The 21485-nt window shown below is 58.9% G+C and carries 25 protein-coding genes and 2 tRNA genes; 11 read left to right on the top strand and 16 right to left on the bottom strand.

Features of this window, described 5'->3' with window-relative positions; all coding sequences use genetic code 11:
- Window positions 1-17: 17 nt before the first annotated feature.
- The gene (locus tag K5R88_RS06555) at window positions 18-1757 is read right to left on the bottom strand and encodes a dipeptidase (protein WP_226299476.1); all 1740 of its coding nucleotides are present in this window, start codon (window positions 1755-1757) and stop codon (window positions 18-20) included.
- A 286-nt stretch (window positions 1758-2043) separates the two neighbouring features.
- On the opposite strand from K5R88_RS06555, the gene K5R88_RS06550 reads away from it, so the two are divergent.
- The 7 genes from K5R88_RS06550 (at window position 2044) to K5R88_RS06520 (ending at window position 8046) form a co-directional block, all read left to right on the top strand.
- Entirely contained in the window at window positions 2044-3213 is a 1170-nt protein-coding gene (locus K5R88_RS06550; protein ID WP_226299475.1) for a DUF1624 domain-containing protein, read from the top strand.
- Between the two features lie 337 nt (window positions 3214-3550).
- A complete protein-coding gene (gene nirB, locus K5R88_RS06545; protein ID WP_223435744.1) occupies window positions 3551-6112 on the top strand; it encodes a nitrite reductase large subunit NirB in 2562 nt (853 codons plus the stop codon).
- Window positions 6112-6489, top strand: coding sequence for a nitrite reductase small subunit NirD (gene nirD, locus K5R88_RS06540; RefSeq protein ID WP_008029576.1), 378 nt, complete (start codon window positions 6112-6114; stop codon window positions 6487-6489). The genes nirB and nirD overlap by 1 nt, the downstream gene beginning before the upstream one ends.
- A gap of 40 nt (window positions 6490-6529) precedes the next feature.
- A complete protein-coding gene (locus K5R88_RS06535; RefSeq protein WP_008029579.1) occupies window positions 6530-6970 on the top strand; it encodes a CBS domain-containing protein in 441 nt (146 codons plus the stop codon).
- 250 nt (window positions 6971-7220) lie between these two features.
- Window positions 7221-7294: transfer RNA gene (locus K5R88_RS06530), tRNA-Cys, on the top strand.
- 195 nt (window positions 7295-7489) lie between these two features.
- A tRNA-Leu gene (locus tag K5R88_RS06525) sits at window positions 7490-7576 on the top strand.
- A gap of 119 nt (window positions 7577-7695) precedes the next feature.
- Window positions 7696-8046: a hypothetical protein gene (locus K5R88_RS06520; RefSeq protein WP_226299474.1), complete on the top strand. Its 351-nt coding sequence runs from the start codon at window positions 7696-7698 to the stop codon at window positions 8044-8046.
- Window positions 8047-8131: 85 nt separating this feature from the next.
- On the opposite strand, the gene K5R88_RS06515 is transcribed toward K5R88_RS06520, so the two are convergent.
- Complete coding sequence (locus K5R88_RS06515; RefSeq protein ID WP_008031035.1) at window positions 8132-8341, bottom strand: hypothetical protein; 210 nt, start codon at window positions 8339-8341, stop codon at window positions 8132-8134.
- 147 nt (window positions 8342-8488) lie between these two features.
- Complete coding sequence (locus K5R88_RS06510) at window positions 8489-9316, bottom strand: SDR family oxidoreductase (RefSeq protein ID WP_226299473.1); 828 nt, start codon at window positions 9314-9316, stop codon at window positions 8489-8491.
- A 155-nt stretch (window positions 9317-9471) separates the two neighbouring features.
- Here K5R88_RS06510 and K5R88_RS06505 point away from each other — a divergent pair, with 155 nt between their 5' ends.
- On the top strand, window positions 9472-10158 hold the full coding sequence (locus tag K5R88_RS06505; RefSeq protein WP_226299472.1) for a TetR/AcrR family transcriptional regulator: 687 nt from the start codon (window positions 9472-9474) through the stop codon (window positions 10156-10158).
- Here K5R88_RS06505 and K5R88_RS06500 read toward each other — a convergent pair.
- The 8 genes from K5R88_RS06500 to K5R88_RS06465 all read right to left on the bottom strand — a co-directional run bounded on the left by K5R88_RS06500 (window position 10155) and on the right by K5R88_RS06465 (window position 16228).
- On the bottom strand, window positions 10155-10439 hold the full coding sequence (locus K5R88_RS06500; protein ID WP_008036910.1) for a hypothetical protein: 285 nt from the start codon (window positions 10437-10439) through the stop codon (window positions 10155-10157). The genes K5R88_RS06505 and K5R88_RS06500 overlap by 4 nt on opposite strands.
- Window positions 10440-10740: 301 nt before the next feature.
- Window positions 10741-10971, bottom strand: a complete 231-nt coding sequence (locus K5R88_RS06495; protein ID WP_008031039.1) for a hypothetical protein — start codon at window positions 10969-10971, stop codon at window positions 10741-10743.
- A 115-nt stretch (window positions 10972-11086) separates the two neighbouring features.
- Window positions 11087-11308: a hypothetical protein gene (locus K5R88_RS06490; RefSeq protein ID WP_223416091.1), complete on the bottom strand. Its 222-nt coding sequence runs from the start codon at window positions 11306-11308 to the stop codon at window positions 11087-11089.
- A gap of 72 nt (window positions 11309-11380) precedes the next feature.
- A complete protein-coding gene (locus K5R88_RS06485) occupies window positions 11381-12421 on the bottom strand; it encodes a DNA topoisomerase IB (protein ID WP_226299471.1) in 1041 nt (346 codons plus the stop codon).
- Between the two features lie 75 nt (window positions 12422-12496).
- On the bottom strand, window positions 12497-13576 hold the full coding sequence (gene modC, locus K5R88_RS06480) for a molybdenum ABC transporter ATP-binding protein (protein ID WP_223449920.1): 1080 nt from the start codon (window positions 13574-13576) through the stop codon (window positions 12497-12499).
- A 3-nt stretch (window positions 13577-13579) separates the two neighbouring features.
- Window positions 13580-14260 carry a molybdate ABC transporter permease subunit gene (gene modB / locus K5R88_RS06475; protein ID WP_192227047.1) on the bottom strand — a complete coding sequence of 227 codons (681 nt, stop codon included), beginning with the start codon at window positions 14258-14260 and terminating at the stop codon, window positions 13580-13582.
- Window positions 14261-15028: a molybdate ABC transporter substrate-binding protein gene (gene modA, locus K5R88_RS06470; protein WP_008031048.1), complete on the bottom strand. Its 768-nt coding sequence runs from the start codon at window positions 15026-15028 to the stop codon at window positions 14261-14263.
- A 135-nt stretch (window positions 15029-15163) separates the two neighbouring features.
- Entirely contained in the window at window positions 15164-16228 is a 1065-nt protein-coding gene (locus K5R88_RS06465) for an NAD(P)H-dependent flavin oxidoreductase (protein WP_226299470.1), read from the bottom strand.
- Between the two features lie 187 nt (window positions 16229-16415).
- On the opposite strand from K5R88_RS06465, the gene acuI reads away from it, so the two are divergent.
- Window positions 16416-17399 (top strand): acrylyl-CoA reductase (NADPH), encoded by a 984-nt coding sequence (gene acuI, locus K5R88_RS06460; protein WP_192227049.1) that lies wholly within the window; start codon window positions 16416-16418, stop codon window positions 17397-17399.
- Between the two features lie 47 nt (window positions 17400-17446).
- Here the strand turns inward: acuI and ada are convergent, their stop codons facing one another.
- The 5 genes from ada to K5R88_RS06435 all read right to left on the bottom strand — a co-directional run bounded on the left by ada (window position 17447) and on the right by K5R88_RS06435 (window position 20608).
- On the bottom strand, window positions 17447-18511 hold the full coding sequence (ada, locus tag K5R88_RS06455; protein ID WP_008031054.1) for a bifunctional DNA-binding transcriptional regulator/O6-methylguanine-DNA methyltransferase Ada: 1065 nt from the start codon (window positions 18509-18511) through the stop codon (window positions 17447-17449).
- A gap of 86 nt (window positions 18512-18597) precedes the next feature.
- Complete coding sequence (gene alkB, locus K5R88_RS06450; protein ID WP_226299469.1) at window positions 18598-19278, bottom strand: DNA oxidative demethylase AlkB; 681 nt, start codon at window positions 19276-19278, stop codon at window positions 18598-18600.
- Complete coding sequence (locus tag K5R88_RS06445; protein ID WP_226299468.1) at window positions 19268-19975, bottom strand: 2OG-Fe(II) oxygenase; 708 nt, start codon at window positions 19973-19975, stop codon at window positions 19268-19270. Before K5R88_RS06445 ends, alkB begins: the two co-directional genes overlap by 11 nt.
- Before the next feature lie 125 nt (window positions 19976-20100).
- Window positions 20101-20277: a hypothetical protein gene (locus K5R88_RS06440; protein ID WP_226299467.1), complete on the bottom strand. Its 177-nt coding sequence runs from the start codon at window positions 20275-20277 to the stop codon at window positions 20101-20103.
- A gap of 28 nt (window positions 20278-20305) precedes the next feature.
- On the bottom strand, window positions 20306-20608 hold the full coding sequence (locus K5R88_RS06435; RefSeq protein ID WP_226299466.1) for a DUF1883 domain-containing protein: 303 nt from the start codon (window positions 20606-20608) through the stop codon (window positions 20306-20308).
- Between the two features lie 212 nt (window positions 20609-20820).
- Here K5R88_RS06435 and K5R88_RS06430 point away from each other — a divergent pair, with 212 nt between their 5' ends.
- Both K5R88_RS06430 and K5R88_RS06425 read left to right on the top strand, forming a co-directional pair.
- Entirely contained in the window at window positions 20821-21180 is a 360-nt protein-coding gene (locus tag K5R88_RS06430) for a hypothetical protein (RefSeq protein ID WP_223480399.1), read from the top strand.
- Window positions 21181-21252: 72 nt separating this feature from the next.
- Entirely contained in the window at window positions 21253-21483 is a 231-nt protein-coding gene (locus tag K5R88_RS06425; protein ID WP_008031064.1) for a hypothetical protein, read from the top strand.
- Window positions 21484-21485: the final 2 nt, after the last annotated feature.

Below are 21485 nucleotides of genomic sequence, written 5' to 3'. Positions count from 1 at the left end.
GGTCCGAAGGGGAGGGCTTAGAGTTTTGGCAACTGGCCGATGCGCCCGAACATCTCGGTCACGATCTGCAAGTCCAACAGGAACTGGTCGACAGTCTTGAACTCGTTGTCGGTGTGGCCGGTGTATTTGACTTCGGGCCGGGCCAGGCCGAACTGCACGCCGTTGGGCAGTTCATGGACCGAAGTGGCGCCGGCCGAGGTGCCGAACTTGTGTTCCATGCCCAGGTTTTCGCTGGCCACGGCGAGAAGCGCCTTGACCCATTCACCCTCGGGATTGCGGTACATCGGTTCGGCGATCGAGTAATCGAAGGCCACCGCAACCCGGGATTTCTTGCTCCAGGCGTCCAGCTTGTCGGCGATTTCGCGTTTGAGCACTTCCGGGGACTTGCCCTTCGGTACGCGCAGGTTGACCGCGAGTTTGAAGGTGTTTTCATCCATCCCGACAAAGGTCAGGGAGGTGGTCAACGGCCCCATGAACGCATCGGAAAAACCGACCGCCAATTTGCCTCCCAGATAATCGAGCCCCCAGTTGTCGGCAGCGTAGCGGGCCGCGTCGGTGATGTGGTTGTGCTTGAGGGCGACCTTGCCGTCGAGGCTGTTGATGAACACCAGCATTCTCGCCACCGGGTTGGTTCCGGACTCGGGCTCGGAGGAGTGGGCGGAAACGCCGGTGACTGTCAGCGTGACGTCTTTGCCGACGACCTTGGCCGTCATCTCGAAGTCGCCGCCATTGCGCTTGGCGTACTCGGTGCCGGCCTTTTGCAGGCTGGCGGCCAGCTCGGCGGGTTTGTCACTCAGCAGGGTGGCGACCGACGCCGACGGAATCTGGTTGGTGGCCAGGCCGCCAGTCATCGAGACGATTTCAGCGCCCTTGCCGTCAGCCTTGCGCTTGGGGAAGTTGGCCATGACGGTGCCGTAGCCTTTCTCGGCGATCACCACCGGGTAGCCGCCATCCAGCGCCAGGTTGTAGTTAGGTGTGGGGTTGTGTTCGAAGTAATAAGGGATGGCGTCGCCGCTGGTTTCCTCGGTGGTGTCCACCAGCAACTTGAAATTCCTCGCCAGCGGCAGCTTTTCTTCCTTGATGACTTTCATGGCGTATAGCGCCACCACGATGCCGTTTTTGTCATCTTCAGTGCCACGGCCATACATGCGATCGCCAATCAGGGTGACCTTGAACGGATCGAGGCGGGTGCCGTCTTTCAGGACCCAGTTTTCCGGTGTCACGGGCACCACGTCGGCGTGGGCGTGAATGCCCACCACTTCATCGCCGCTCCCTTCGAGGGAGATTTCATAGACGCGGTTGTCGACGTTGCGAAAGGTCAGGTTGAAGGCCTGGGCCAGGCTCTTGATCTTGTCGGCGATCTTGATGAATTCAGGGTTGTCGTGCTGGGCAACGCCGTCCACGCGGAAGGTCGGGATGGCCACCAGTTCACGCAGCGTCTCGGTGGCGGCGCTGCCGTATTTCACCCGCGCATAGAGGCCGAGCAGGCGATGGATTTCGTTCTGCTGGTCGGCGGAAAGGCTCTTGTTGTCGAGGAAGGCAGAGATTGCCGTGCCGAGGTCGTCGGTTTTGGCCAGGTCGCTCTTGGCCACGCTTGTCAGGAACTGCCTGAAATCCGTGATCGATGCGTCACTGAACGTCTTGAGGATGGCCGCGCCTTGCTGCGGGGTAATGTTGGCGTGCGCTGCTGTGGTGAATGACGAAAGACTGGCCAGCATCAACGTTGTCGCGGCCAGGTGCTTGAGTGAGAAGTCCATTGTTGAAGGCATTCCTTTGCAGGTGTCTGATTAATGAAACAAAACATTTCAACATTAACACTGTAGGAGCGAGCCTGCTCGCGATGGTTTAAAGGACGCTGCGTTTACCCAGGCAACACGCGTTTTCGTTAACGACCATCGCGAGCAGGCTCGCTCCTACATGGTTTCCTTCTAAATGTGCACAAACTAAAAAAATGCTTTGAGATGTTATAGGGTAACAATATAAGGTGCCCGGCAGGCTGTCCTGCGGGACACGTTTATTCACCCCTTGCGTTGTGAAACATCCATGACCCTTGCACCTTCTCGCTCCACCGGCACGGCAGTTGGCCGGCTTCTTTCCATCGATGCATTGAGGGGCATGGTGATTCTGTTCATGCTGCTCGATCACGTTCGCGAAACCTTTTTCCTGCATCGGCAAGTGTCCGATCCGATGGACATCACCACGACCGAGCCGGCGCTGTTTTTCAGTCGCACGCTCGCTCATTTGTGCGCGCCGGTCTTCGTGCTGCTCACCGGTCTGTCGGCCTGGCTGTACGGTGAGAAGTACGCCGGCAAGGCCGACGTTTGCAGCTTCCTGTTCAAGCGCGGGCTGTTTCTGGTGGTGCTTGAGTTCACCCTCGTGAACTTCGCCTGGACGTTCCAGTTTCCGCCGACCGTCATTTACATGCAGGTGATCTGGGCCATCGGCTTGAGCATGCTGGCCCTGTCGGTGATGGTCTGGCTGCCGCGTCCGGTGTTGTTGCTCTTGAGCCTGGCGATCATCGCCGGTCACAACGTGTTGGACGGCCTGCATTTTCCGATCGAATCGGTGATGCACGTGCCATGGGCGATTCTCCATGATCGCGGCTGGATCGAACTGTCCGAAGGGTTTCGGCTGCGCACGTCCTATCCGGTGCTGCCGTGGATCGGTGTCATTGGCTTGGGTTACGCCATGGGCCCGTGGTTCGGGCGAGCGGCGCAGGCCCAGGGGCGTCAGCGCAAGTTGCTGCTCTGTGGCGTTTTGGGGCTGGCCGGTTTCGTCGTACTGCGGCTGCTCAACGGCTATGGCGAGAAGCCATGGAGTGTTGGCGATACCTCCGTGCAAACACTGATGAGTTTTTTCAACATCACCAAATACCCGCCGTCGCTGCTGTTTATTGCGCTGACCCTGAGCCTCGGATGCTTGCTGCTTCTCTGGTTTGAGCACTTGCAGAAGAGCCGATGGTTGCGTCCCTTGACGGTGTTTGGATCAGCGCCGATGTTCTTCTATCTGTTGCACCTTTACGCACTGAAGGTTTTGTATCTCATCGCGGTAGCGCTGTTCGGATTGAATCAGGGCACGTACTTCGGTTTCGACTCGGTAGGCGCGGTATGGATCGCCGCAATCCTGTTGGCCATTGCGCTTTATCGCCCGGTCCGTTGGTTCTCCGGGCTGAAGGCCCGACGTCGCGACATCGCCTGGCTCAAATACCTGTAATGCCCATGAATGCACTTTTATAAAGCCGTGAGGCCTCGGTCTGCACTATGCGAAGGCAAAAGTCTGGAGCCTGTTCGGTGCTCGCGCCTGAAAAACGCTGCGCAATCAGCGTTTTCGCGATCTGGCACAAACACTGCAATACACCGGACAGACCCACCATAAACGCAGTCGAGTGGGCAGCCCCCTCGGTCAACGACGATCGAATCATGGGCAACATCGGTGGATCAGGCATAGACGTCTGGTGCTAACACCGCAAAAGAACAGGCAAAGACGCCTGGAACCGCAAGGTTTCAGGCGTTTTTTTTGCTTTTTGAACCGTTTTAGCCGGGTGCTTCTTATGAATTCCAATGTTGCCGCGTTGAACAAAGTGCAAACGCTGATCGTGATCGGCAATGGCATGGTCGGACATCATTGCGTCGAGCAGTTGATTGAGCGGGGCGCGCTTGACCAGTATCGGCTGCACGTCTTCAGCGAGGAGCCGATGCGTGCCTACGACCGCGTGCATCTGTCCGAGTATTTCTCGGGGCGTGATGCCGAATCGTTGGCGCTGTCCGATGCGTCGCTTTACCAGACGCCGGGCGTCACCCTGCATTTGGGTGTGCCGGTGCTGGAAATCGACCGCACCCGTCGCCAGGTGATTACCGCGCAAGGCAGCATCCCTTACGACAAGTTGGTGTTGGCCACCGGCTCTTACCCGTTTGTGCCGCCAGTCGAAGGTGCCGAAGGCGATTCGCGCCTGGTGTATCGAACCCTTGAAGACCTCGATGCGATCCGTGCCGCAGCAGCCAATGCCCGACGCGGCGTCGTGGTCGGCGGTGGCCTGCTGGGCCTTGAAGCCGCCAATGCCCTGAAAAGCCTCGGCCTGGAAGCGCATGTGGTGGAATTCGCCCCGCGCCTGATGCCGGTGCAACTGGACACAATGGGTGGGCTTGCGCTCAAGTCGCAGATCGAAAGACTCGGTGTCGGTGTGCACCTGTCGCGCTCTACTCAATCGATCAGCGCGGGCGAGGAATATCGCTACCGCATGAACTTCGCCAACGACGAGTTTCTTGAAACCGACCTGATCGTGTTCTCGGCGGGCATCCGTGCACAAGATGCGCTGGCCCGGCAATGCGCGCTGGAGATCGGTCCGCGCGGCGGCGTAGTGATCAATGACGAATGCCTGACCAGCGATCCGGACATTTACGCCATCGGCGAATGCGCCTCCTGGAACGGCGGCCTGTTCGGCTTGGTCGCGCCGGGCTACCAGATGGCGCGCGGTGTGGCGGCACGTCTGTGCAACGACACGGCCGAGCCGTTTCTGGGCGCCGACATGTCGACCAAACTCAAACTGCTGGGCGTCGACGTCGGCTCCATCGGCGATGCCCACGGCAACACGCCGGGCGCACGCAGTTATCAGTTCATCGACGAAACCACGGCCAGCTATCGACGGCTGGTGGTGGATGCCTCGGGCAAGCACGTCATCGGCGCGGTGCTGGTTGGCGACAACAGCTATTACGACACGCTGCTGCAATACATGCAGAACGCGATTGCCTTGCCGGGGGAACCCGCCAGCCTGATCCTGCCGTCATCCGAAGGCGCGCCGACTCTGGGCCCGGGCGCGTTGCCCGAATCGGCCACGGTCTGCTCGTGCCACAACGTCACCAAGGGTTCCATCTGCTCGGCCATCGATGGCGGCTGCACCGACCTGGGCCTGCTCAAGTCTCAGACCAAAGCCTGCACCGGCTGCGGCGGTTGCGCCGGTCTGCTCAAGCAAGTGTTCGAACATGAGTTGATCGCCCGGGGCGTCAGCGTCGACAAAAGCCTGTGCGAACACTTTGCCTATACCCGTCAGGAACTGTATGCGCTGGTCCGCGTAGAAGGGGTCATCACCTTCGAAGAACTGCTGGCCAAACACGGCCGCGGCCACACCGGTTGCGACGTCTGCAAACCGGCCGTGGGCTCGATTCTCGCGTCGTGCTGGAACCAGCCGATCATGGACGCATCGCTGGTGCCGTTGCAGGACACCAACGACACCTTCATGGCCAACATGCAGAAAAACGGCACCTATTCGGTGGTGCCGCGCATTCCCGGCGGCGAAATCACCGCCGACAAACTGATCGCGATCGGTGTCGTGGCGAAAAAATACGACCTCTACACCAAAATCACCGGCGGTCAGCGGATCGACCTGTTCGGCGCGCAGTTGCATGAATTGCCGGACATCTGGGCCGAGCTGATCGAAGCCGGTTTCGAAACCGGGCACGCCTACGGCAAATCGACCCGGACGGTGAAGTCGTGCGTCGGCAGCACCTGGTGCCGTTATGGCGTGCAGGACAGCGTGCAAATGGCCCTGACCATCGAGGACCGCTACAAGGGATTGCGCTCGCCGCACAAGCTCAAGTTCGCAGTGTCCGGTTGCACCCGTGAGTGCGCCGAAGCCCAGAGCAAAGACGTCGGCGTGATCGCCACCGAGAAGGGCTGGAACCTCTACATCGCCGGTAACGGCGGCATGCGCCCGCGCCACGCCGAGCTGTTCGCCACTGACCTGGACGATGCCACGCTGATCCGCTACATCGACCGTTTCCTGATGTTCTACATCCGCACCGCCGACAAACTGCAACGCACCTCGGTGTGGCGCGAAAGCCTGGAGGGCGGCCTCGACTTCCTCAAAGAGGTGATCATCAACGACAGCCTCGGGCTCGGCGCCGAGCTCGAATCGCAGATGCAACTGGTGGTCGACCGCTACGAATGCGAGTGGGCCAACGCCCTCAAAGACCCGGAAAAACTCAAGCGCTTCCGGACCTTCGTCAACGATAAACGCCCGGACCCGGACATCCATTTTGTCCAGGAACGCGGCCAACGGCGCCCGATCATGGCCGCCGAACTCAACCTGATCCCTGTCACCGAGGAGATTGCCTGATGAGCCAGTCCACTACCCAACGCATCGATTCCCTGGCCGACAGCGATGTCTGGCAAACCGTGTGCGAGCAGCAGGACCTTGTCTCTAACTCCGGCGTCGTCGTGTGGCTCGACGGCGCACAAGTGGCGCTGTTCTACCTGCCGGGCGCGGAGGGCAGAAGCCTCTACGCCATCGACAACCATGACCCGCAATCCGGGGCGAACGTCATCGGGCGCGGGTTGGTCGGCAGCATCAAGGGTGATCTCGTGGTTGCTTCACCGATCTACAAACAGCATTTCCGTCTTGAGGACGGCAGTTGCCTGGAGTACCCGCAGCAACGTTTGCGGGTCTGGCCGGTGCGGCTTAACGGCGGCGTGGTGGAAGTCGGGCTGGCTTGAGGTCAAGTATCGGCAATGAGCAACGATAGCGGAGGCATCCATGAAAACAGCCGCACAGCTGCTGAAACTGAAGGTCGTGCAAAACCAGCACGTGCACAGCATCGCGCCAGACCAGATGGTGCTTGAAGCACTGAAAATGATGGCCGAGAAGAATGTGGGCGCGCTGCCGGTCATCGAAGCGGGGCAGGTGGTCGGCGTTATCAGCGAGCGCGACTATGCGCGCAAGGTCGTTCTGCAGGGACGTTCCTCGGTCGGGACGCCGGTGCGCGACATCATGAGCGCGCCGGTGGTGACAGCCGACAGTCAGCAGAGCATCGAGCGCTGCATGGAAGTCATGACCGACAGCCACCTGCGGCATCTGCCGGTGTTAGATAGCGGCGAGCTGATCGGGTTGTTGTCGATTGGCGACCTGGTCAAAGAGGCAATTGTCGAGCAGGCCGATTTGATCCGGCAATTGGAGTACTACATTCGCGGGCACTAAGCGGGCCGGGGGCATGCTGAAGCCGTATTGGTGCGCGCGGGCGAAGCGTTGAGCCTGCGTCGCAACATGCAAAGCACCTGACAAATTTTTTTGAAATCAAGGGGTTGCCAGCCTTCGGAAATCAGTACATAATTCACGCCATCGAAAGCACTGACCGCTGAAAAAGCTCAATGTTTTCAAGGAGTTAGATCTAGATCTTCTCCAAGACTGTACGCGTTTGGTGTTGTGCTACATGACATCAGATGTTTGAGGCCGAGTAGCAAAATGGTTATGCAGTGGATTGCAAATCCACCTACGCCGGTTCGATTCCGACCTCGGCCTCCACTTTAAACAAGCTCCGTAGATCGATGATTTACGGAGCTTTTTTATTTGCGTTGTCCTGCAAGATTTAGTCTTGAAATGGGCATTTGCAAACTTGCTTCACCGGGACGGGATGTATATATTTCGTCCTCTGCTGCACAGGCGTCAGAACTGACATATCGTCATTTGTCAGCCATCAGACTGCCTGACCGCGCTACCGCCCGAATGGCGAAACTGGTAGACGCATGGGACTTAAAATCCCCCGCTCGTAAGGGCGTGCCGGTTCGATTCCGGCTTCGGGCACCATGAATATCAAAGGCTTGCGTGAGATACCTCACGCAGGCCTTTTTCATTTTTACCCGGCTATTTCTCGAAGTGTTCTGCGAAGATCACTTTGCCGACTTCATCTTCTTGCGAGGCCCAGGATGGTATGGAAGACACTTAAGTACCTGATGGTATCGGGCATCGTTCTGGCGAGTGCGGCCTACGCGTCAAGGTATGCGTACTTCAATTACTACATGGAGTACCAGGCTAAAAACCTTGTCAGGGACTATCTGAAAGACCCTCAATCCGCGGTGTTCAGGAACATTGACTCCAGGCACCAGGTATTTTGCGGGGAGGTGAACAGTAGAAACAGCTTCGGGGGAATGGTGGGTTTTTCAAGGTTCATCGCACTTCCTCGCGATAGCAGAGTTTTTCTGGAGGAAGAGTTTGAAAGCCGAAACGCTGGGGAGTTGTTTGAGCAGTCGTGGAGGCTGACCTGCGAACCGGCTTGAGTGGGACTCTTACCGTAATTTATAAAATCAAGGGTTTGCCAGCGAAAACTGATGCAAACCCTTGTTTGTTTCCGGTCAACTATTTTCACTTGCCGCTTTTGTCAGCAGGCTGATTCGCCTTGCGTCGATCAGCGCCGGAAGGGTTGCCGGTGTCAACGAGCCTTCTTTCTCGCAATATATTTTGCAATGCCTGACGAGCTGCCGGATCAAGCTGATGTTCTCTTGCTTTGAGCTCCAGCAAGATCGGGCTGGACCAGCGGCAGTATTCTTCTTCCGCCTCACGGATCGTCGTCATTTACTCCTCCTTGATCGGGCGCCTGCCCACATCGTCGGGGCAGAATCGATGCGATAGAAACCCTAGCTGAGGAAAACGCTTATCGCCAAAAATGAAATGGCATACAGCGCTATTGAACTGATCGTCGAATAATCTATTCGGCTGATCTCAACCCCAGACACCCGTAGCCACCGTGCGGCGAACATAGTCGCTGAAGTCCCGCGCTGGGCGACCCAGTGCACGCTGTACGCCGTCAGCCACCGGTGTATTGCGGCCATCGAGTACGGTGGTGAAGAGGTACAGCACGAGTTCAATCAGCTCTGTTGGTAGTTGGGCCTGTTCCTGCGCCTGGCGATAGGCGTCGGGTGGCACGGCGACGAAACCGACATCGCGTTTGGACGCGTGGGCAATTTCGGCAATGGCCTCTGCAAAGGTCAGCGCGCGCGGGCCCGTCAGCTCATAGAGTTGGCCTGAATGCCCCGGTTTGGTCAGCGCCTCAACCGCAATCTCGGCGATGTCTTCCACGTCGACAAAGGGCTCGGCGATGTTGCCGACGGGGAGGGCGAGTTCTCCTTGCAGGATTGGCTCAAGAAAGTGCGCTTCGCTGAAGTTCTGAAAGAACCAGCTGGCCCGCAGGATGGTCCAGTCCACGCCGCTGTTTTGAACGACGCGTTCTGCCTGTTCAGCTTCAACTTCGCCGCGCCCTGACAACAGCACCAGTTTGCGGACGCCGCTTTTAACGGCCTGATCGGTGAATGCCTGCACAGTTTCAAACGCACCGGGGACCGCAAGGTCTGGTTGGAACGAAATGTACACCGCGTGAATTCTCTCAAGCACCGCTTCCCAGGTGGAGCGATCCTCCCAGTCGAACGCTGGATCCGCCCCGCGAGAGCCTAAACGAACAGGCACATCGGCCGCTTGCAGCCGTTGAGTGATCCGTCGCCCGGTTTTGCCTGTTGCGCCGAGAATCAGGATTGTCTCTTGGGTGGTTTTCATCGCGTTCATCTCCATCGGTTTAATGTGAGTGATGCTCATGTTTAAAAAGATGATAAACGCTCATGTTTTATCGTCAACCGGAAGAACCGGTGAAACCGACGTACGGGCGGTGCTAAGGTGAGGCTATGTCATGTTATTGATCGGGAAGCACGCCAGTGCCGAAGAAAACCACCGAAGCCCACGAGCAAGCCGTTTCAGAGACTGTCCGGCGCAATCCCACGCAGCAGCGCAGCCGCGAACGCCAGGAGCGAATCCTGGCGGCGGGGACGCAATTGATTGCGAGCAAGGGCAGCGATCAAGTGAAAATGAGTGAAATCGCCGAAATGTGCGGGATTTCGATCGGCTCGCTTTATCAGTATTTTCCAGACAAGAGTTCGGTGATTCGCACCTTGGCCGAGCGCTATAACGCCGAAAGCCGTCGTTGCATCGAAGTCGCCATGGCTGCGGTCGAGGACGCGCAAGGGCTGCGCGAGGCATTTTCAGAGCTGTTGGACGAGTATTACGAGATCTTCCTGGCGACACCGGCGATGCGTGACATCTGGTCAGGCATGCAGGCAGACAAGCAACTCATGGCGCTGGAACTGCAGGAGTGTCGGATTGCCGGCGGGTTATTGGCGGATGCGATGCTGCGGGTAAACCCCAGCAGCGATATACAACAGGTTCAGGCGTCTGCCTTTCTGATCTGGAGTCTGGGCGAGGCGACAATGCGCCTGGCCATCTCATGCGCTCCCGAGGAGGGACGCGCGCTGGTCGAAGCGTTCAAGCGGATGTCTTTGCGAGAAATCATGGGGCCGGCGGCCGGGCCGAGTGAACGTGCTTCAACCGCCGAACCTGTCCGTTAAACGAATGGTTGACCGCTAAAGCCACGGGGCAACCGTTGCAGCCCGGCCATGGCGGTAAGCCGCTCGACCCATGCTGCGCGCCAGTCATTGGCAGTGTGAGTGGCTTTGGCTTTGCGGGCGGCGCGGCGTGCCGCGTTGCGTTGGTCTTTGCGTGCATCCTTGTATGCATCGGTGTTTCGGCAACTTCTGCATTTCACTCGGTTCAGTTCAGTGGTTGAGGTGAGCTTGCTGCCTTTGTGGCCGCAAGCCAGATGCCCGGCAACTTTGAAGTGAGTAACCATCAGACGCCTCCTTCGTGACGTGTGACTGTTTGACCTCCCGCGAGTGATGACGTTCGTTGAATGCAGGCGAGCAAAAAGAAGGCCCGCATGCGGGCGGGCCAAGGGATATTTCAAAAGGAGTAGGGCTACAGTAAGGCGTGAGTTGTGAAGGCTGTGTGAAATGACCGGACAAAAAAAATCCCGGTACAGGGCCGGGTTTGGGATTCAGTAGCAGGTGATCAGGCAAGGACGCACCCGGTGACGATCATCGTCGCCGTTCATGCGTCCTGGCCGTGCGCTCGTGTCCGGAGTCCAGATCGAATCATCTGAACCGCGGCAGCGGCGGCTCGACAGGTTTGAGCGAAGACAGCGTGTTACGAATCAGCGGCGTGTCCTTCTCGATGTCGTTCAGGCGATCACGAATCCTGAGGGCGGTCGGATGCCCGCCTTGATGATCGACCCAGTCGGCGATTTCCTTGCACGCTGCGGCCAAGCGAACCTGGCGCGAGTCGAGCAGGGTGAGCAGGGTGGTGATGGACTCTTTTTCGGACATGGCAAACACCTCCGTTCAAGAAACCTGGCAGTGGCAGCAAAAAGCCCGCAAAGAGCGAGCTTTCTGCCGATGGGGTCGCTGTTCCCTCAGCCATTTTTCAGTATAGACCCGGACTTCAGCCTTGTCGGGCCACCACTTGCGATCGGGCATTGAGTTGATCGCACGTGCGTTGGGCTTTTTCTTCAAGATCGTAGCCGTCACCGATGTAGCCGTTAGTCCGGGTATCGGTGATGCGATACCAGACGGCGGCTTCAGGTGGCTGATGTTGGTCTTCGCCGGCTCGGCGGCCATAAACGATGATCTTGTTGCAACGCTTGACAACGTAAATGTCTTCCATGGCTTCACTCGAAGCTAATTTGTGTCACAACAACTATAGAAGCCATTTGTAATCGCGCAAAAAATGAACAGGTCAGTTCGTCGGTTGAGTCGCCTCGATCATCGTCTCCAAATACATCGCCAGCCCGACTTCCTCGGCCCTCAAGCCTTTACGTGTTCTCGGGCGCGGTAACCCGGCCAATGCCCCCATCAGGAAACCCTCAAGCACCGCCGGGTGGATGTAGCACTTGCGACAAACTGCCGGGGTGTTACCAAGTTGCCTGGCGACGTTCTTGACCATCTCCACCACATGCCGCCTGGCGTCTGATTCCGGTTCCCACTGCAAACCGCGCAACACCGACAACGCCAGCGCGCTGCCTGCCCAGGTGCGGTAGTCCTTGGCGGTGAAGTCGGTGCCGGTGAGGGTTTGCAGGTAGGCGTTGACGTCGGAGGAACTGACGGTGTGCCGCTCGCCGCTTTCATCCAGATACTGAAACAGGTTCTGCCCGGGAATCTCCTGGCAGCGTTTGATGATTCGTGCCAGGCGCCGGTCTTTCACGGTGATCTGGTGCTCGACGCCGCTCTTGCCCCGGAACTGGAACCGGATCGCACTGCCGTTGATCTCGACGTGCCGGTTGCGCAGCGTGGTCAGCCCATACGAGCGGTTGTCCCGGGCGTACTGCGTGTTGCCGACCCGAATCAATGTCGCGTCGAGCAAGGTAATGACCGTGGCCATGACCTTGTCACGGCTGAAGCCCGGCGCGGCCAACAGCGTTTCAAGCTGTTTGCGCAGTTTCGGCAGGGCGAGCCCGAAATCCCGCAGGCGCGAATATTTGTCGGCATCGCGCACTTCGCGCCAGCGCGGGTGATAACGGTATTGCTTGCGCCCCCGCGCATCACGGCCAGTGGCTTGCAGATGCCCACGCGGGTCGGCGCAAATCCAAACGTCGGTGTAGGCCGGGGGTACGGCGAGGGCATTGATACGTTTGATTTGCTTTGGGTCGGTGATGCGTTTTCCGTCCGGGTCGAAGTAGCAGAACTTGCCACGCAGTTTCTTGCGGGCGATGCCGGGCTGGGTGTCATCGACATAATGCAGGTCAGGTGGCAGCGCATCAGTCAGCGCGGAATCGGGCATGGCGGTAGTCCTTGGCGACGAATCAGGGGCCGTTACAGCCATTGACCGCGTGCCAGTGCAGTCGTGCCAGCGGGTTTACGCCAGCACCGCCACCGCTTTGATTTGCGCCCAGAGCTGTTGGCCGGGATGCACCTGCAACTGATCCCGGGAGTAGCGGGTGATTCGCGCCAGCAGCGGTGTGCCGGCCGCATCCAGACGAATCAGCACGTGGGCGGCGTTGTCTGCGCCCATTTCACTGATCACGGTCACCGGCAGACGGTTGAGGATGCTGCTTTGCTCGGCGCTGTGCAGGCTCAGGCTGACATCGCGCGCCTGGACCTTGCAACGCAGCGCCTGGCCGGGGTCCATCGGCGTGTGCGTCACGCGGATGTTCAGAGCGGTGCCTGGCAGTTGCAAGGTCAGCAACTGATAATCGGCGTCATAGGCACTGACGTGGCCCTCGATCACCACGCCGGCGTCATCGCCCAGCGCCAAAGGCAAATCAAGCCGGGCCAGCGTTTCACCGATAGGGCCGCTGGCCAGGGCTTTGCCGTTGCTGAGCAGGACGATGTGGTCGGCCAGTCGCGCCACTTCATCCTGGGAATGGCTGACGTACAGCACCGGGATGTCCAGCTCATCGTGCAGCCTTTGCAGGTAGGGCAGGATTTCGCTTTTGCGTTGCGAATCCAGCGCCGCCAGCGGTTCGTCCATCAGCAACAGTTTTGGGCTGGTGAGTAGCGCCCGGGCAATGCCGACACGCTGTCGCTCGCCACCCGACAAGTGCTGCGGATGGCGGTCCAGCAGATGACCGATGCCCAACAGTTCCGTCGCGTGCGCCAGGTCGACCCGGCGTTGGTGTCTGGGGATTCGTTTGAGGCCGAATTGCAGGTTCGCCAACACCGACAAGTGCGTAAACAGACTTGCTTCCTGGAAGACATAGCCGATCGCGCGTTTGTGCGGCGCTACGAAAATCTTCTTGTCGCTGTCCTGCCAGACTTCATCGTTGACCTGGATAAAGCCTTGTTCGGCCCGTTCCAGGCCCGCGATACAGCGCAAGCAAGTGGTCTTGCCCGAGCCGGAATGACCGTAAAGCGCGGTGACGCCACGGCCGGGCAGTTGCAAGTCCACATTCAGGGCGAACCCCGAATACCTCAGTTTCAGACGTGTTTGAATCATCGATCAGCTCCAGCCCGCTTTGGTTTTACGGCTGGAGTACAGCGCCAGCAACACGGCAAACGAGAACACCAGCATAGCCCCGGCCAGCCAGTGGGCCTGGGCGTATTCCATGGCTTCGACGTGATCGTAGATCTGCACCGAGACCACGCGGGTCTTGTCGGGGATGTTGCCGCCGATCATCAGCACCACGCCAAACTCGCCGACGGTGTGGGCGAAACCGAGAATCGCGGCGGTGATGAACCCCGGTCGGGCCAGAGGCAGGATCACGCTGAAAAAAGTGTCCCAGGGATTGGCGCGCAAGGTCGCAGCCACTTCCAGTGGGCGGGTGCCAATGGCAGAAAAAGCGTTTTGCAACGGCTGGACCACGAACGGCATCGAATAGAGCACCGAGCCGATCACCAATCCGGCAAAACTGAACGTCAGGGTGCCGAGCCCCAGCGATTGAGTGAAGTGGCCGATAAAGCCGTTAGGGCCCAGCGCCAGCAACAGATAAAAACCGATCACCGTGGGCGGCAGCACCAGGGGCAGGGCGACAATCGCCCCGACCGGGCCGCGCAGCCACGATTGGGTGCGCGAAAGCCATAACGCAATCGGAGTGCCGATCACCAGCAGGATAACTGTCGTCAGGGACGCCAGTTTCAGGGTCAGCCAGATGGCGGAAAAATCGGCACTCGACAGGGTCATTTAGAGTTGATAACCGTAGGATTTGATGACAGCAGCGGCTTTCGGACCTTTGAGGTAGTCAACCAGCGCCTTGGCAGCCGGGTTGTCCTTGCCTTTGTTGAGGATCACCGCGTCTTGTTTGATCGGGTCGTGCAGGCTGGCTGGAACGATCCACGCCGAACCGCTGGTGACTTTGCCGTCTTTGTAGATCTGCGACAAGGCGACAAAGCCCAGTTCTGCGTTACCGGTTGAGACAAACTGATAAGCCTGGGTGATGTTCTGGCCTTCAACGATCTTGTCTTTGACCTTGTCGGTCAGGCCCTGCTTGGCCAAAACCTGGGTGGCAGCCAGGCCATAAGGGGCGGCTTTCGGGTTGGCGATGGACAGATGCTGGTATTCGTTCTTTTTCAGCACGTCCCCTTTGGCATCGACGTAACCTTCTTTAGCCGACCACAACGCCAGGGTGCCAACGGCGTAGGTGAAGCGCGAGCCCTTGACGATGTCGCCTTCGGCTTCGAGTTTTTGCGGGGTGGTATCGTCCGCCGACAGAAACACTTCAAACGGCGCGCCATTCTTGATCTGCGTGTAGAACTGGCCGGTTGCACCAAAGGAGGTGACCAGTTTGTGCCCGGTGTCTTTCTCGAAATCGGCAGCGATAGCCTGGATCGGCGCGGTGAAGTTGGCCGCGACGGCGACCTGGACTTCGTCCGCCTGGGCCGCGCCAATGGCGAACACAGCGAGCAGGCTCGCCAGGCAAGTAGGGGCAAAACGTGAGGCACGAATGGTCATGAAACGGCTCCGTTGTAGGCAGGGACAGCGAGGGGTTAAAACGCTATATAGCGGAATATATAGCGAATTGCCTGCAAACGGAATGTGTTGATCTCGATTGCATTGCGGCGAAACGCCTCGCCCCAGGTCTTGTGCCTAGCGGTGTAACAGTTTCGCCAATCCGTCTTGGGCCAGACGCTGCGTCAATTCTGCGGTCGTCATCTCAACCCCCAACCTGAACGCCTGCCCGGCCCAGAGGTTGCTGAAATCCGCTTCGCCCTTTGCCCGCAACGGCATCAACGCTCCACCTGCCAACGGGAAGGCCGGTGCTTTATCGCAGATCGGTCCGAGTTCGCGCATCACGCGATTGAGAATCCCGCGTGCCGGGCGGCCGGTGAAAATGTTGGTGACGGCGGTCTCGCTTTCTTTGGCCGTGCGCAACGCTTTGTGATGAGAGGTGCTGACCTTGGCTTCCGGCGTAAACAAATACGCCGTGCCCACCTGCACCGCGGACGCGCCCAACAGAAACGCCGCCGCCACGCCCCGTGCGTCGGCAATGCCGCCAGCGGCAATCACCGGCACTTTCACCGCGTCGACAATTTGCGGCAGCAGCGCGAAGAGGCCCACCTGGCTGCTCAAATCGTCGCTGAGAAACATGCCCCGATGGCCACCGGCTTCGTAACCCATGGCGATGATCGCGTCGCAGCCATGCTGCTCAAGCCAGACGGCTTCTTCGACAGTCGTCGCCGAAGACAGCACTTTCGCCCCGGTCGCCTTGACGCGATCCAGCAGAGATTTTTCCGGCAGGCCGAAGTGAAAGCTCACCACTTCGGGGCGGCATTCTTCGATCACTTCACAGGTTGCGTTATCGAACGGCGCGCGATTGGACACGGGTGTCGGTGCGTCGAAATCCACGCCGAGTTCGCGGTAGTAGGGTTGCAGCAGATTCTTCCAGTCCCGGGCACGTTGCTCGTCGGCAGGGGGCGGCTGATGGCAGAAGAAGTTGACGTTGATCGGGCGTTGAGTGTGTTGGCGAATGGTCTTCAATTCTTCGCGCAACTGCTCGGTGGTCAGCATGGCCGCGGGCATCGAGCCCAGGCCGCCGGCATTGCTCGCGGCGATGACCATGGCTGAACCGGTTGCGCCAGCCATCGGAGCCTGGATGATCGGCAGTTCGATCCCCAGCAAATCGATAATTCGGGTATCTGGCCATTGGCTCATTTCAAGGTTCTCCGGGTCATAACGGGGCAGGGCTGCAGGACGGGACTTGTATCAGCAAAGACAGGCGCAAGACCCATCGGGTTTCAGGATGGGGCATTCCTGGATTGGCTTAAAGTCGGGTACGGCAAAAGGTTGCAGTGTGATATTCCAGTAGCACGACAACTGAATGATCTGACAGGAGACGACAATGTTCCAAGGCATTTTGATCGACAAAGACGACAGCGGTTACCGGGCCACACTGCAAGAGATCAATGACGATCAACTGCCCGAGGGCGATGTGACAGTGCGTGTGGCGTACAGCACGCTGAACTTCAAGGACGGTCTGGCGATCACCGGCAGCAGCCCGGTGGTGCGAAAATTCCCGATGGTGCCGGGCATTGATCTGGCGGGGACTGTCGAAGTCAGTGGGCATCCGGACTACAAGGTCGGTGATCAAGTCGTACTCAATGGCTGGGGAGTCGGTGAAGGGCATTGGGGTGGATTGGCGCAGAAGGCGCGCCTGAATGGCGACTGGCTGATTCCGCTGCCTCGTGAATTCACCGCTGCCCAGGCAATGGCGATCGGCACGGCCGGTTACACGGCGATGCTGAGCATCCTGGCCTTGGAACATAACGGTGTGACGCCTGAGCAGGGTGACGTTTTGGTCACGGGCGCCAACGGTGGTGTCGGCAGTTTCGCCATCGCGCTGCTGAACAAGCTCGGCTACCGGGTGGTCGCGTCCACTGGCCGCACCTCCGAACACGACTACCTCAAGCAATTGGGTGCCAGCGAAATCATCGACCGCGCTACATTGTCCGAGCCGGGAAAACCACTGGCCAAGGAGCGTTGGGCGGCCGTGATCGACTCGGTCGGCAGTCACACCCTGGCCAACGCCTGTGCCAGCACGAAAGCCAATGGCACTGTTGCCGCGTGTGGTTTGGCGCAAGGCATGGACTTCCCGGCCTCTGTCGCCCCGTTCATTTTGCGTGGTGTAACCCTGGCCGGAATCAACAGCGTGACCCAACCCAAAGCCAAGCGGGTACTGGCCTGGAACCGTCTGGCCAAGGATCTGGACTTTGCCTTGCTGCCGCTGATCAGCCACGAAATCGGTTTGAGTGAGGCGATCGATGCGGCACCGCGATTGCTCGCCGGTCAGCTGCGTGGCCGTGTGGTGGTGGATGTGAATCGCTGAAAGCAAAAATCGCAGCCTGCGACTGCCGCAGGCTGCGATCTTTCTATTTATTGGCTTTCGCGCTCCAATAACTGCCGCTTGCGCTCCACTCCCCAACGATACCCCGACAAGTTGCCGTCACTGCGCACCACGCGGTGGCACGGGATAGCCACTGCCAGGCTGTTCGCGCCGCAGGCCTGGGCCACGGCGCGCACCGCTTTCGGCGAGCCGATGCGCTGCGCGATGTCGGCGTAGCTGGCGGTGCTGCCGACAGGAATCTCTCGCAGGGCTTGCCAGACGCGCTCCTGAAACGCCGTACCGCGCACATCCAGAGGCAAGTCCAGGCCGATGGCCGGCGCTTCGATAAACCCGACAACCTGGGCGATCAACTGCTCGAACCCGTGGTCGGCGCCGATCAGGTTGGCCCGCCGAAACTTGTCCTGCAGGTCGCACACCAATTGGTGCGGATCATCACCCAGCAGAATCGCGCACACACCGCGTTCGCTCTGCGCCACCAGAATCGCCCCTAAAGAACACTGGCCGACGGCAAATCGAATGTCGTTGTTCTGGCCTTCGGCGCGGTAGTCGCCAGGTTTCATCCCCAACAATTGATCCGCCGCCTCATAAAATCGGCTATTGGAATTGAAACCGGCGTCATACAAGGCATCGGTCACCGAGCCTCCATCGATCAAACGTTGGCGAACCTTGCGTGAACGGTGGGCCGTGGCGTAGCCCTTGGGCGTCAATCCGGTCACGGCTTTAAACACTCGGTGAAAGTGGAAGCTGCTCAGTCCCGCCACGTCGGCCAGTTCACTCAGTGCCGGCAGATGCTCTGCGGTCTCGATCTGACGGCACGCGGCAGCCACCGTTGCGGCATGTTGCGCGGCGACGTCACTTTGATCCTTCGCCGCGCGTTTGCTCGGGCGGTAACCGGCCGCCTGGGCTTGCTCGGCGGTGTCGAAGAATTCGACGTTCTGCGGCTTGGGCAAACGCGCCAGGCTGCTGGGGCTGCAATAGATGCCGGTGGTTTTAACTGCATACACAAACTGCCCGTCTGCGCGGGGATCGCGTGCGACGACGGCGGCCCAGCGCGGATCGTTTTCGGTGGCGATTCTTGTCGATTGGCGTGTCATGGCTTCTTGTCCGTTGACCTGTTTGATTCAGATTAACCAGCCGGCGCAGTCGTCGCACTCCGGGGCTTGCGGTCAAATTCGGGGATTCATTTTGCGGTACGAAACGTGAAGTTGATCCGTTGCTCGCCCATTCGCGGGTGCTGACCGTCCTTGATCGGCAAGACACCGTGATAACGCAAGCGATCAACGCCGCCCCAGACCACGATATCGCCATGCAACAGTGGTACTCGCTGGCTTTTATCGCTGCGTTCAAACCCGCCGAACAGGAACATCGCCGGCAAGCCCAGGGAGACCGAAACGATCGGCGCCGCGTAGGACGCTTCATCCTTGTCTTGATGCAAAGACATTTTGGCGCCGGGGACATAACGGTTGATCAGGCACGAATCGGGTACGAAATCAGCAAAGCCGGCTTCGCGCGCCGCCGCTTGTGCGAGCGCCAAAAACACCGCGGGCATGGCCGGCCAGGGTGCGTCGGTTTGCGGATCATTGCGGGTGTAGCGATAACCGCTACGGTCGGTTGTCCAGCCCCAGGTACCGCAACTGCTCATGGCTGCCGACATGATGAAGCCGCCGGGCGTGATCATCTGCCGAAACGGCGCGGCGGCCAGAACCGCTTCCAGTGCAGGCAGCAAACGATCCAGCCAGGGCAGGGCAAAGCCTCTCAGTACGCAGGACTGTTCGCCGATCTGCTCACGCCGAGGTAGCTGCTCGGGCTCGGCGTCGGCAAACAGGTCGAAAGTGCTCGGGGTCATGGGGTCATGTCGCATCGTGAAAGATGATTCCAAGGGTATGCCGTTTTCCGCTGTGCAGGCGACTCACCCCATGGCGCAACGTGACTCGGTAGAAGCCGCGAAGGCCTTTGACCGGCCGTTGGTTGACGGCAAAGATCAGCCCGTCACCTTTCTTCAGGCCAATCACCTGGGGACGAGACTGCATCCGTGGCCGTTGCTCGGTCAGTACAAACTCGCCGCCGGTGAAATCTTCGCCTGGCTCTGACAGAAGAATCGCCACTTGCAGCGGGAAGACATGTTCACCGTACAGATCCTGATGCAGGCAGTTGTAGTCCTGTGGCCCATATTGCAGCAACAACGGCGTTGGGCGCTCCTGACCGGCGGCATGACATCGTTCTAGGAACGCCTCATGCCCGGGAGGGAAACGGATCGGCAAGTCCATCTGCTCGTACCAGCGATTGGCAATCGGCACCAGTCGCGGGTAAAGCGCATTGCGCATTCGGCAGACAAGATCCGGTAGCGGATAACGGAAGTATTTGTACTCGCCGCGGCCAAAGCCGTGGCGGGCCATCATGACCTGTGAGCGGAAAGGCTCTGGTTTCGCATAGAGCGCGCTGATGTCGTCACACTCTTCGGCACTCAGCAATGACCGGATGATGGCGCAGCCATCCTGATCGAGTTGCTGGTACAGGCTGTCCCAGTCGAGTGCATCGAGCGTACGCTCGTTAAACATGTGCTGACTCCTTAACCCAGGGTTGAGGTGGCCAGTCTAGGGAGCGCTGCCGTCGTGAACACTCCGGCGCTTGCGGTCAAATTCAACGGACGGAGCAGACATCCCGGTTGTCGCTCCGAATCCCGTTACAGCGCTTTGCTGACGCTGATCTCGCTGATAACGTCTTCGCCCTGGCCATGAATGGCGTCCAGCGCGGCTCTGGCTTCTGCTTCGGTGCCGTTTTCAAGCTGGGCAAATTCGAAGCGGCGTTCGCCGTTGAGTTTGTATTTGATGACGTACTTGGTCGTTTGAGCCACGGTCATACCTGCTTATGTTCGCGTCGGGCGGCGTTCAGCTCAGTTTCGAGCTGGAGCGGCGGATGATCTTGATCGAGTGGGACAAGGTCGGTTTGCGGGTCACGCTGATCGCCCGACGATTGACGGTGTCGATGGTGATGTTCCAGAAACCGGTGCTTGGTGCAGTAATACGGGCCGGGAAGGTGTCGAATGCACCACCATGGTAAGTGTGACGGCCGCCATTCTTGAAGCTGCGGAAATTGGCGTCGTTCATCAAGCGGATGTTGCACATTTGCGAGCACTGGATGACGACGATGTCGTCTTCGTTGAGGTGCTCGCGCTGGTGGATAAATTTCATGAGGCGCCTCCAGAAGGGCTTTTTCTACAAAATCAAAACGATAGCATGGGCGATTGGCGCAGTTTATCAGCCCGAACGGGTTATTATCCGGTCGTCGGGCTCCGCTTTGACAATTAAAAACAGTTATTCGGAATTCTATGAGCGATAAAAGCAGTGGGCCTCGGAGAAAACCAGCATTTGTGCTGTCGGAGGGGCTTTATCGGAGGTTTTTTATGAAGTGGGGTGCGTGGGTTTTGCCATTGGCGTTGGCGATGAGTGGTTGTGCGAGTGTCTCGGAAATCAACGAGACGCTGCCCACCATGAGCGTGATTTCAGGCAAGAAGCCCCATGAGTACGCGCAATGCCTGACCGAGAAACTGGCCGGTAGCCGCGGTGCCCTGCAAGTCGAGCCGCAGGGCAAAGACGGCGTGCGGGTCATCGTGCCGCAGAAGTTCTCCTCGGGTCCGGCCGCTGTATTCGATATCGAAGAACGTTCCAGTGGCAGCAGCATCAAGCTGCATGAGCGCATCTCCAATGTGCCATTACGCCCCATGGATGTGCGCGATGCCGCCACGGCGTGCATTTCCGGCTGATAGACTGGCGACAGTCAGCATCGATGCCGTCAAAGCAACGCTTTGGCGGCATTGTCATTTCTGGAGTCGAGCATGAAGCGAGAGCAGGTACGGGAACGGCACGCAGAGGGTCACATCTCTGCTACCCATGTGATTCAAAATCCGGCTGATCCGGGGGAATGGATCGTGTTTTTCAAGAAAAGCGCCGGACGCAGCTATTTTCTGGTGGACGATAACGATGAAGTCGAATCCTTCAGTCGTCTCGACGATCTGATCGAGACCGTGCGCGGTCTCGGGATCAAGTTCGCCGAAATTCACATGTAGGG

Origin of the sequence: Pseudomonas sp. MM213 (assembly GCF_020423045.1) — a bacterium.
Taxonomy (GTDB): domain Bacteria; phylum Pseudomonadota; class Gammaproteobacteria; order Pseudomonadales; family Pseudomonadaceae; genus Aquipseudomonas; species Aquipseudomonas migulae.
This window is presented reverse-complemented; position numbering and strand designations above follow the sequence as displayed.

Coding starts and splice junctions, on each gene's coding strand:
- K5R88_RS06500 (WP_008036910.1), bottom strand. CDS start 10,439: ATGGTTACTCACTTCAAAGTTGCCGGGCATCTGGCTTGCGGCCACAAA.
- K5R88_RS06535 (WP_008029579.1), top strand. CDS start 6,530: ATGAAAACAGCCGCACAGCTGCTGAAACTGAAGGTCGTGCAAAACCAG.
- K5R88_RS06425 (WP_008031064.1), top strand. CDS start 21,253: ATGAAGCGAGAGCAGGTACGGGAACGGCACGCAGAGGGTCACATCTCT.
- K5R88_RS06510 (WP_226299473.1), bottom strand. CDS start 9,316: ATGAAAACCACCCAAGAGACAATCCTGATTCTCGGCGCAACAGGCAAA.
- K5R88_RS06550 (WP_226299475.1), top strand. CDS start 2,044: ATGACCCTTGCACCTTCTCGCTCCACCGGCACGGCAGTTGGCCGGCTT.
- K5R88_RS06440 (WP_226299467.1), bottom strand. CDS start 20,277: ATGACCGTGGCTCAAACGACCAAGTACGTCATCAAATACAAACTCAAC.
- K5R88_RS06430 (WP_223480399.1), top strand. CDS start 20,821: ATGAAGTGGGGTGCGTGGGTTTTGCCATTGGCGTTGGCGATGAGTGGT.
- K5R88_RS06495 (WP_008031039.1), bottom strand. CDS start 10,971: ATGTCCGAAAAAGAGTCCATCACCACCCTGCTCACCCTGCTCGACTCG.
- alkB (WP_226299469.1), bottom strand. CDS start 19,278: ATGCGACATGACCCCATGACCCCGAGCACTTTCGACCTGTTTGCCGAC.
- K5R88_RS06515 (WP_008031035.1), bottom strand. CDS start 8,341: ATGACGACGATCCGTGAGGCGGAAGAAGAATACTGCCGCTGGTCCAGC.
- modB (WP_192227047.1), bottom strand. CDS start 14,260: ATGACCCTGTCGAGTGCCGATTTTTCCGCCATCTGGCTGACCCTGAAA.
- nirD (WP_008029576.1), top strand. CDS start 6,112: ATGAGCCAGTCCACTACCCAACGCATCGATTCCCTGGCCGACAGCGAT.
- nirB (WP_223435744.1), top strand. CDS start 3,551: ATGAATTCCAATGTTGCCGCGTTGAACAAAGTGCAAACGCTGATCGTG.
- modC (WP_223449920.1), bottom strand. CDS start 13,576: ATGATTCAAACACGTCTGAAACTGAGGTATTCGGGGTTCGCCCTGAAT.
- ada (WP_008031054.1), bottom strand. CDS start 18,511: ATGACACGCCAATCGACAAGAATCGCCACCGAAAACGATCCGCGCTGG.
- K5R88_RS06490 (WP_223416091.1), bottom strand. CDS start 11,308: ATGGAAGACATTTACGTTGTCAAGCGTTGCAACAAGATCATCGTTTAT.
- K5R88_RS06445 (WP_226299468.1), bottom strand. CDS start 19,975: ATGTTTAACGAGCGTACGCTCGATGCACTCGACTGGGACAGCCTGTAC.
- K5R88_RS06435 (WP_226299466.1), bottom strand. CDS start 20,608: ATGAAATTTATCCACCAGCGCGAGCACCTCAACGAAGACGACATCGTC.
- K5R88_RS06555 (WP_226299476.1), bottom strand. CDS start 1,757: ATGGACTTCTCACTCAAGCACCTGGCCGCGACAACGTTGATGCTGGCC.
- K5R88_RS06520 (WP_226299474.1), top strand. CDS start 7,696: ATGGTATGGAAGACACTTAAGTACCTGATGGTATCGGGCATCGTTCTG.
- K5R88_RS06465 (WP_226299470.1), bottom strand. CDS start 16,228: ATGAGCCAATGGCCAGATACCCGAATTATCGATTTGCTGGGGATCGAA.
- modA (WP_008031048.1), bottom strand. CDS start 15,028: ATGACCATTCGTGCCTCACGTTTTGCCCCTACTTGCCTGGCGAGCCTG.
- K5R88_RS06485 (WP_226299471.1), bottom strand. CDS start 12,421: ATGCCCGATTCCGCGCTGACTGATGCGCTGCCACCTGACCTGCATTAT.
- acuI (WP_192227049.1), top strand. CDS start 16,416: ATGTTCCAAGGCATTTTGATCGACAAAGACGACAGCGGTTACCGGGCC.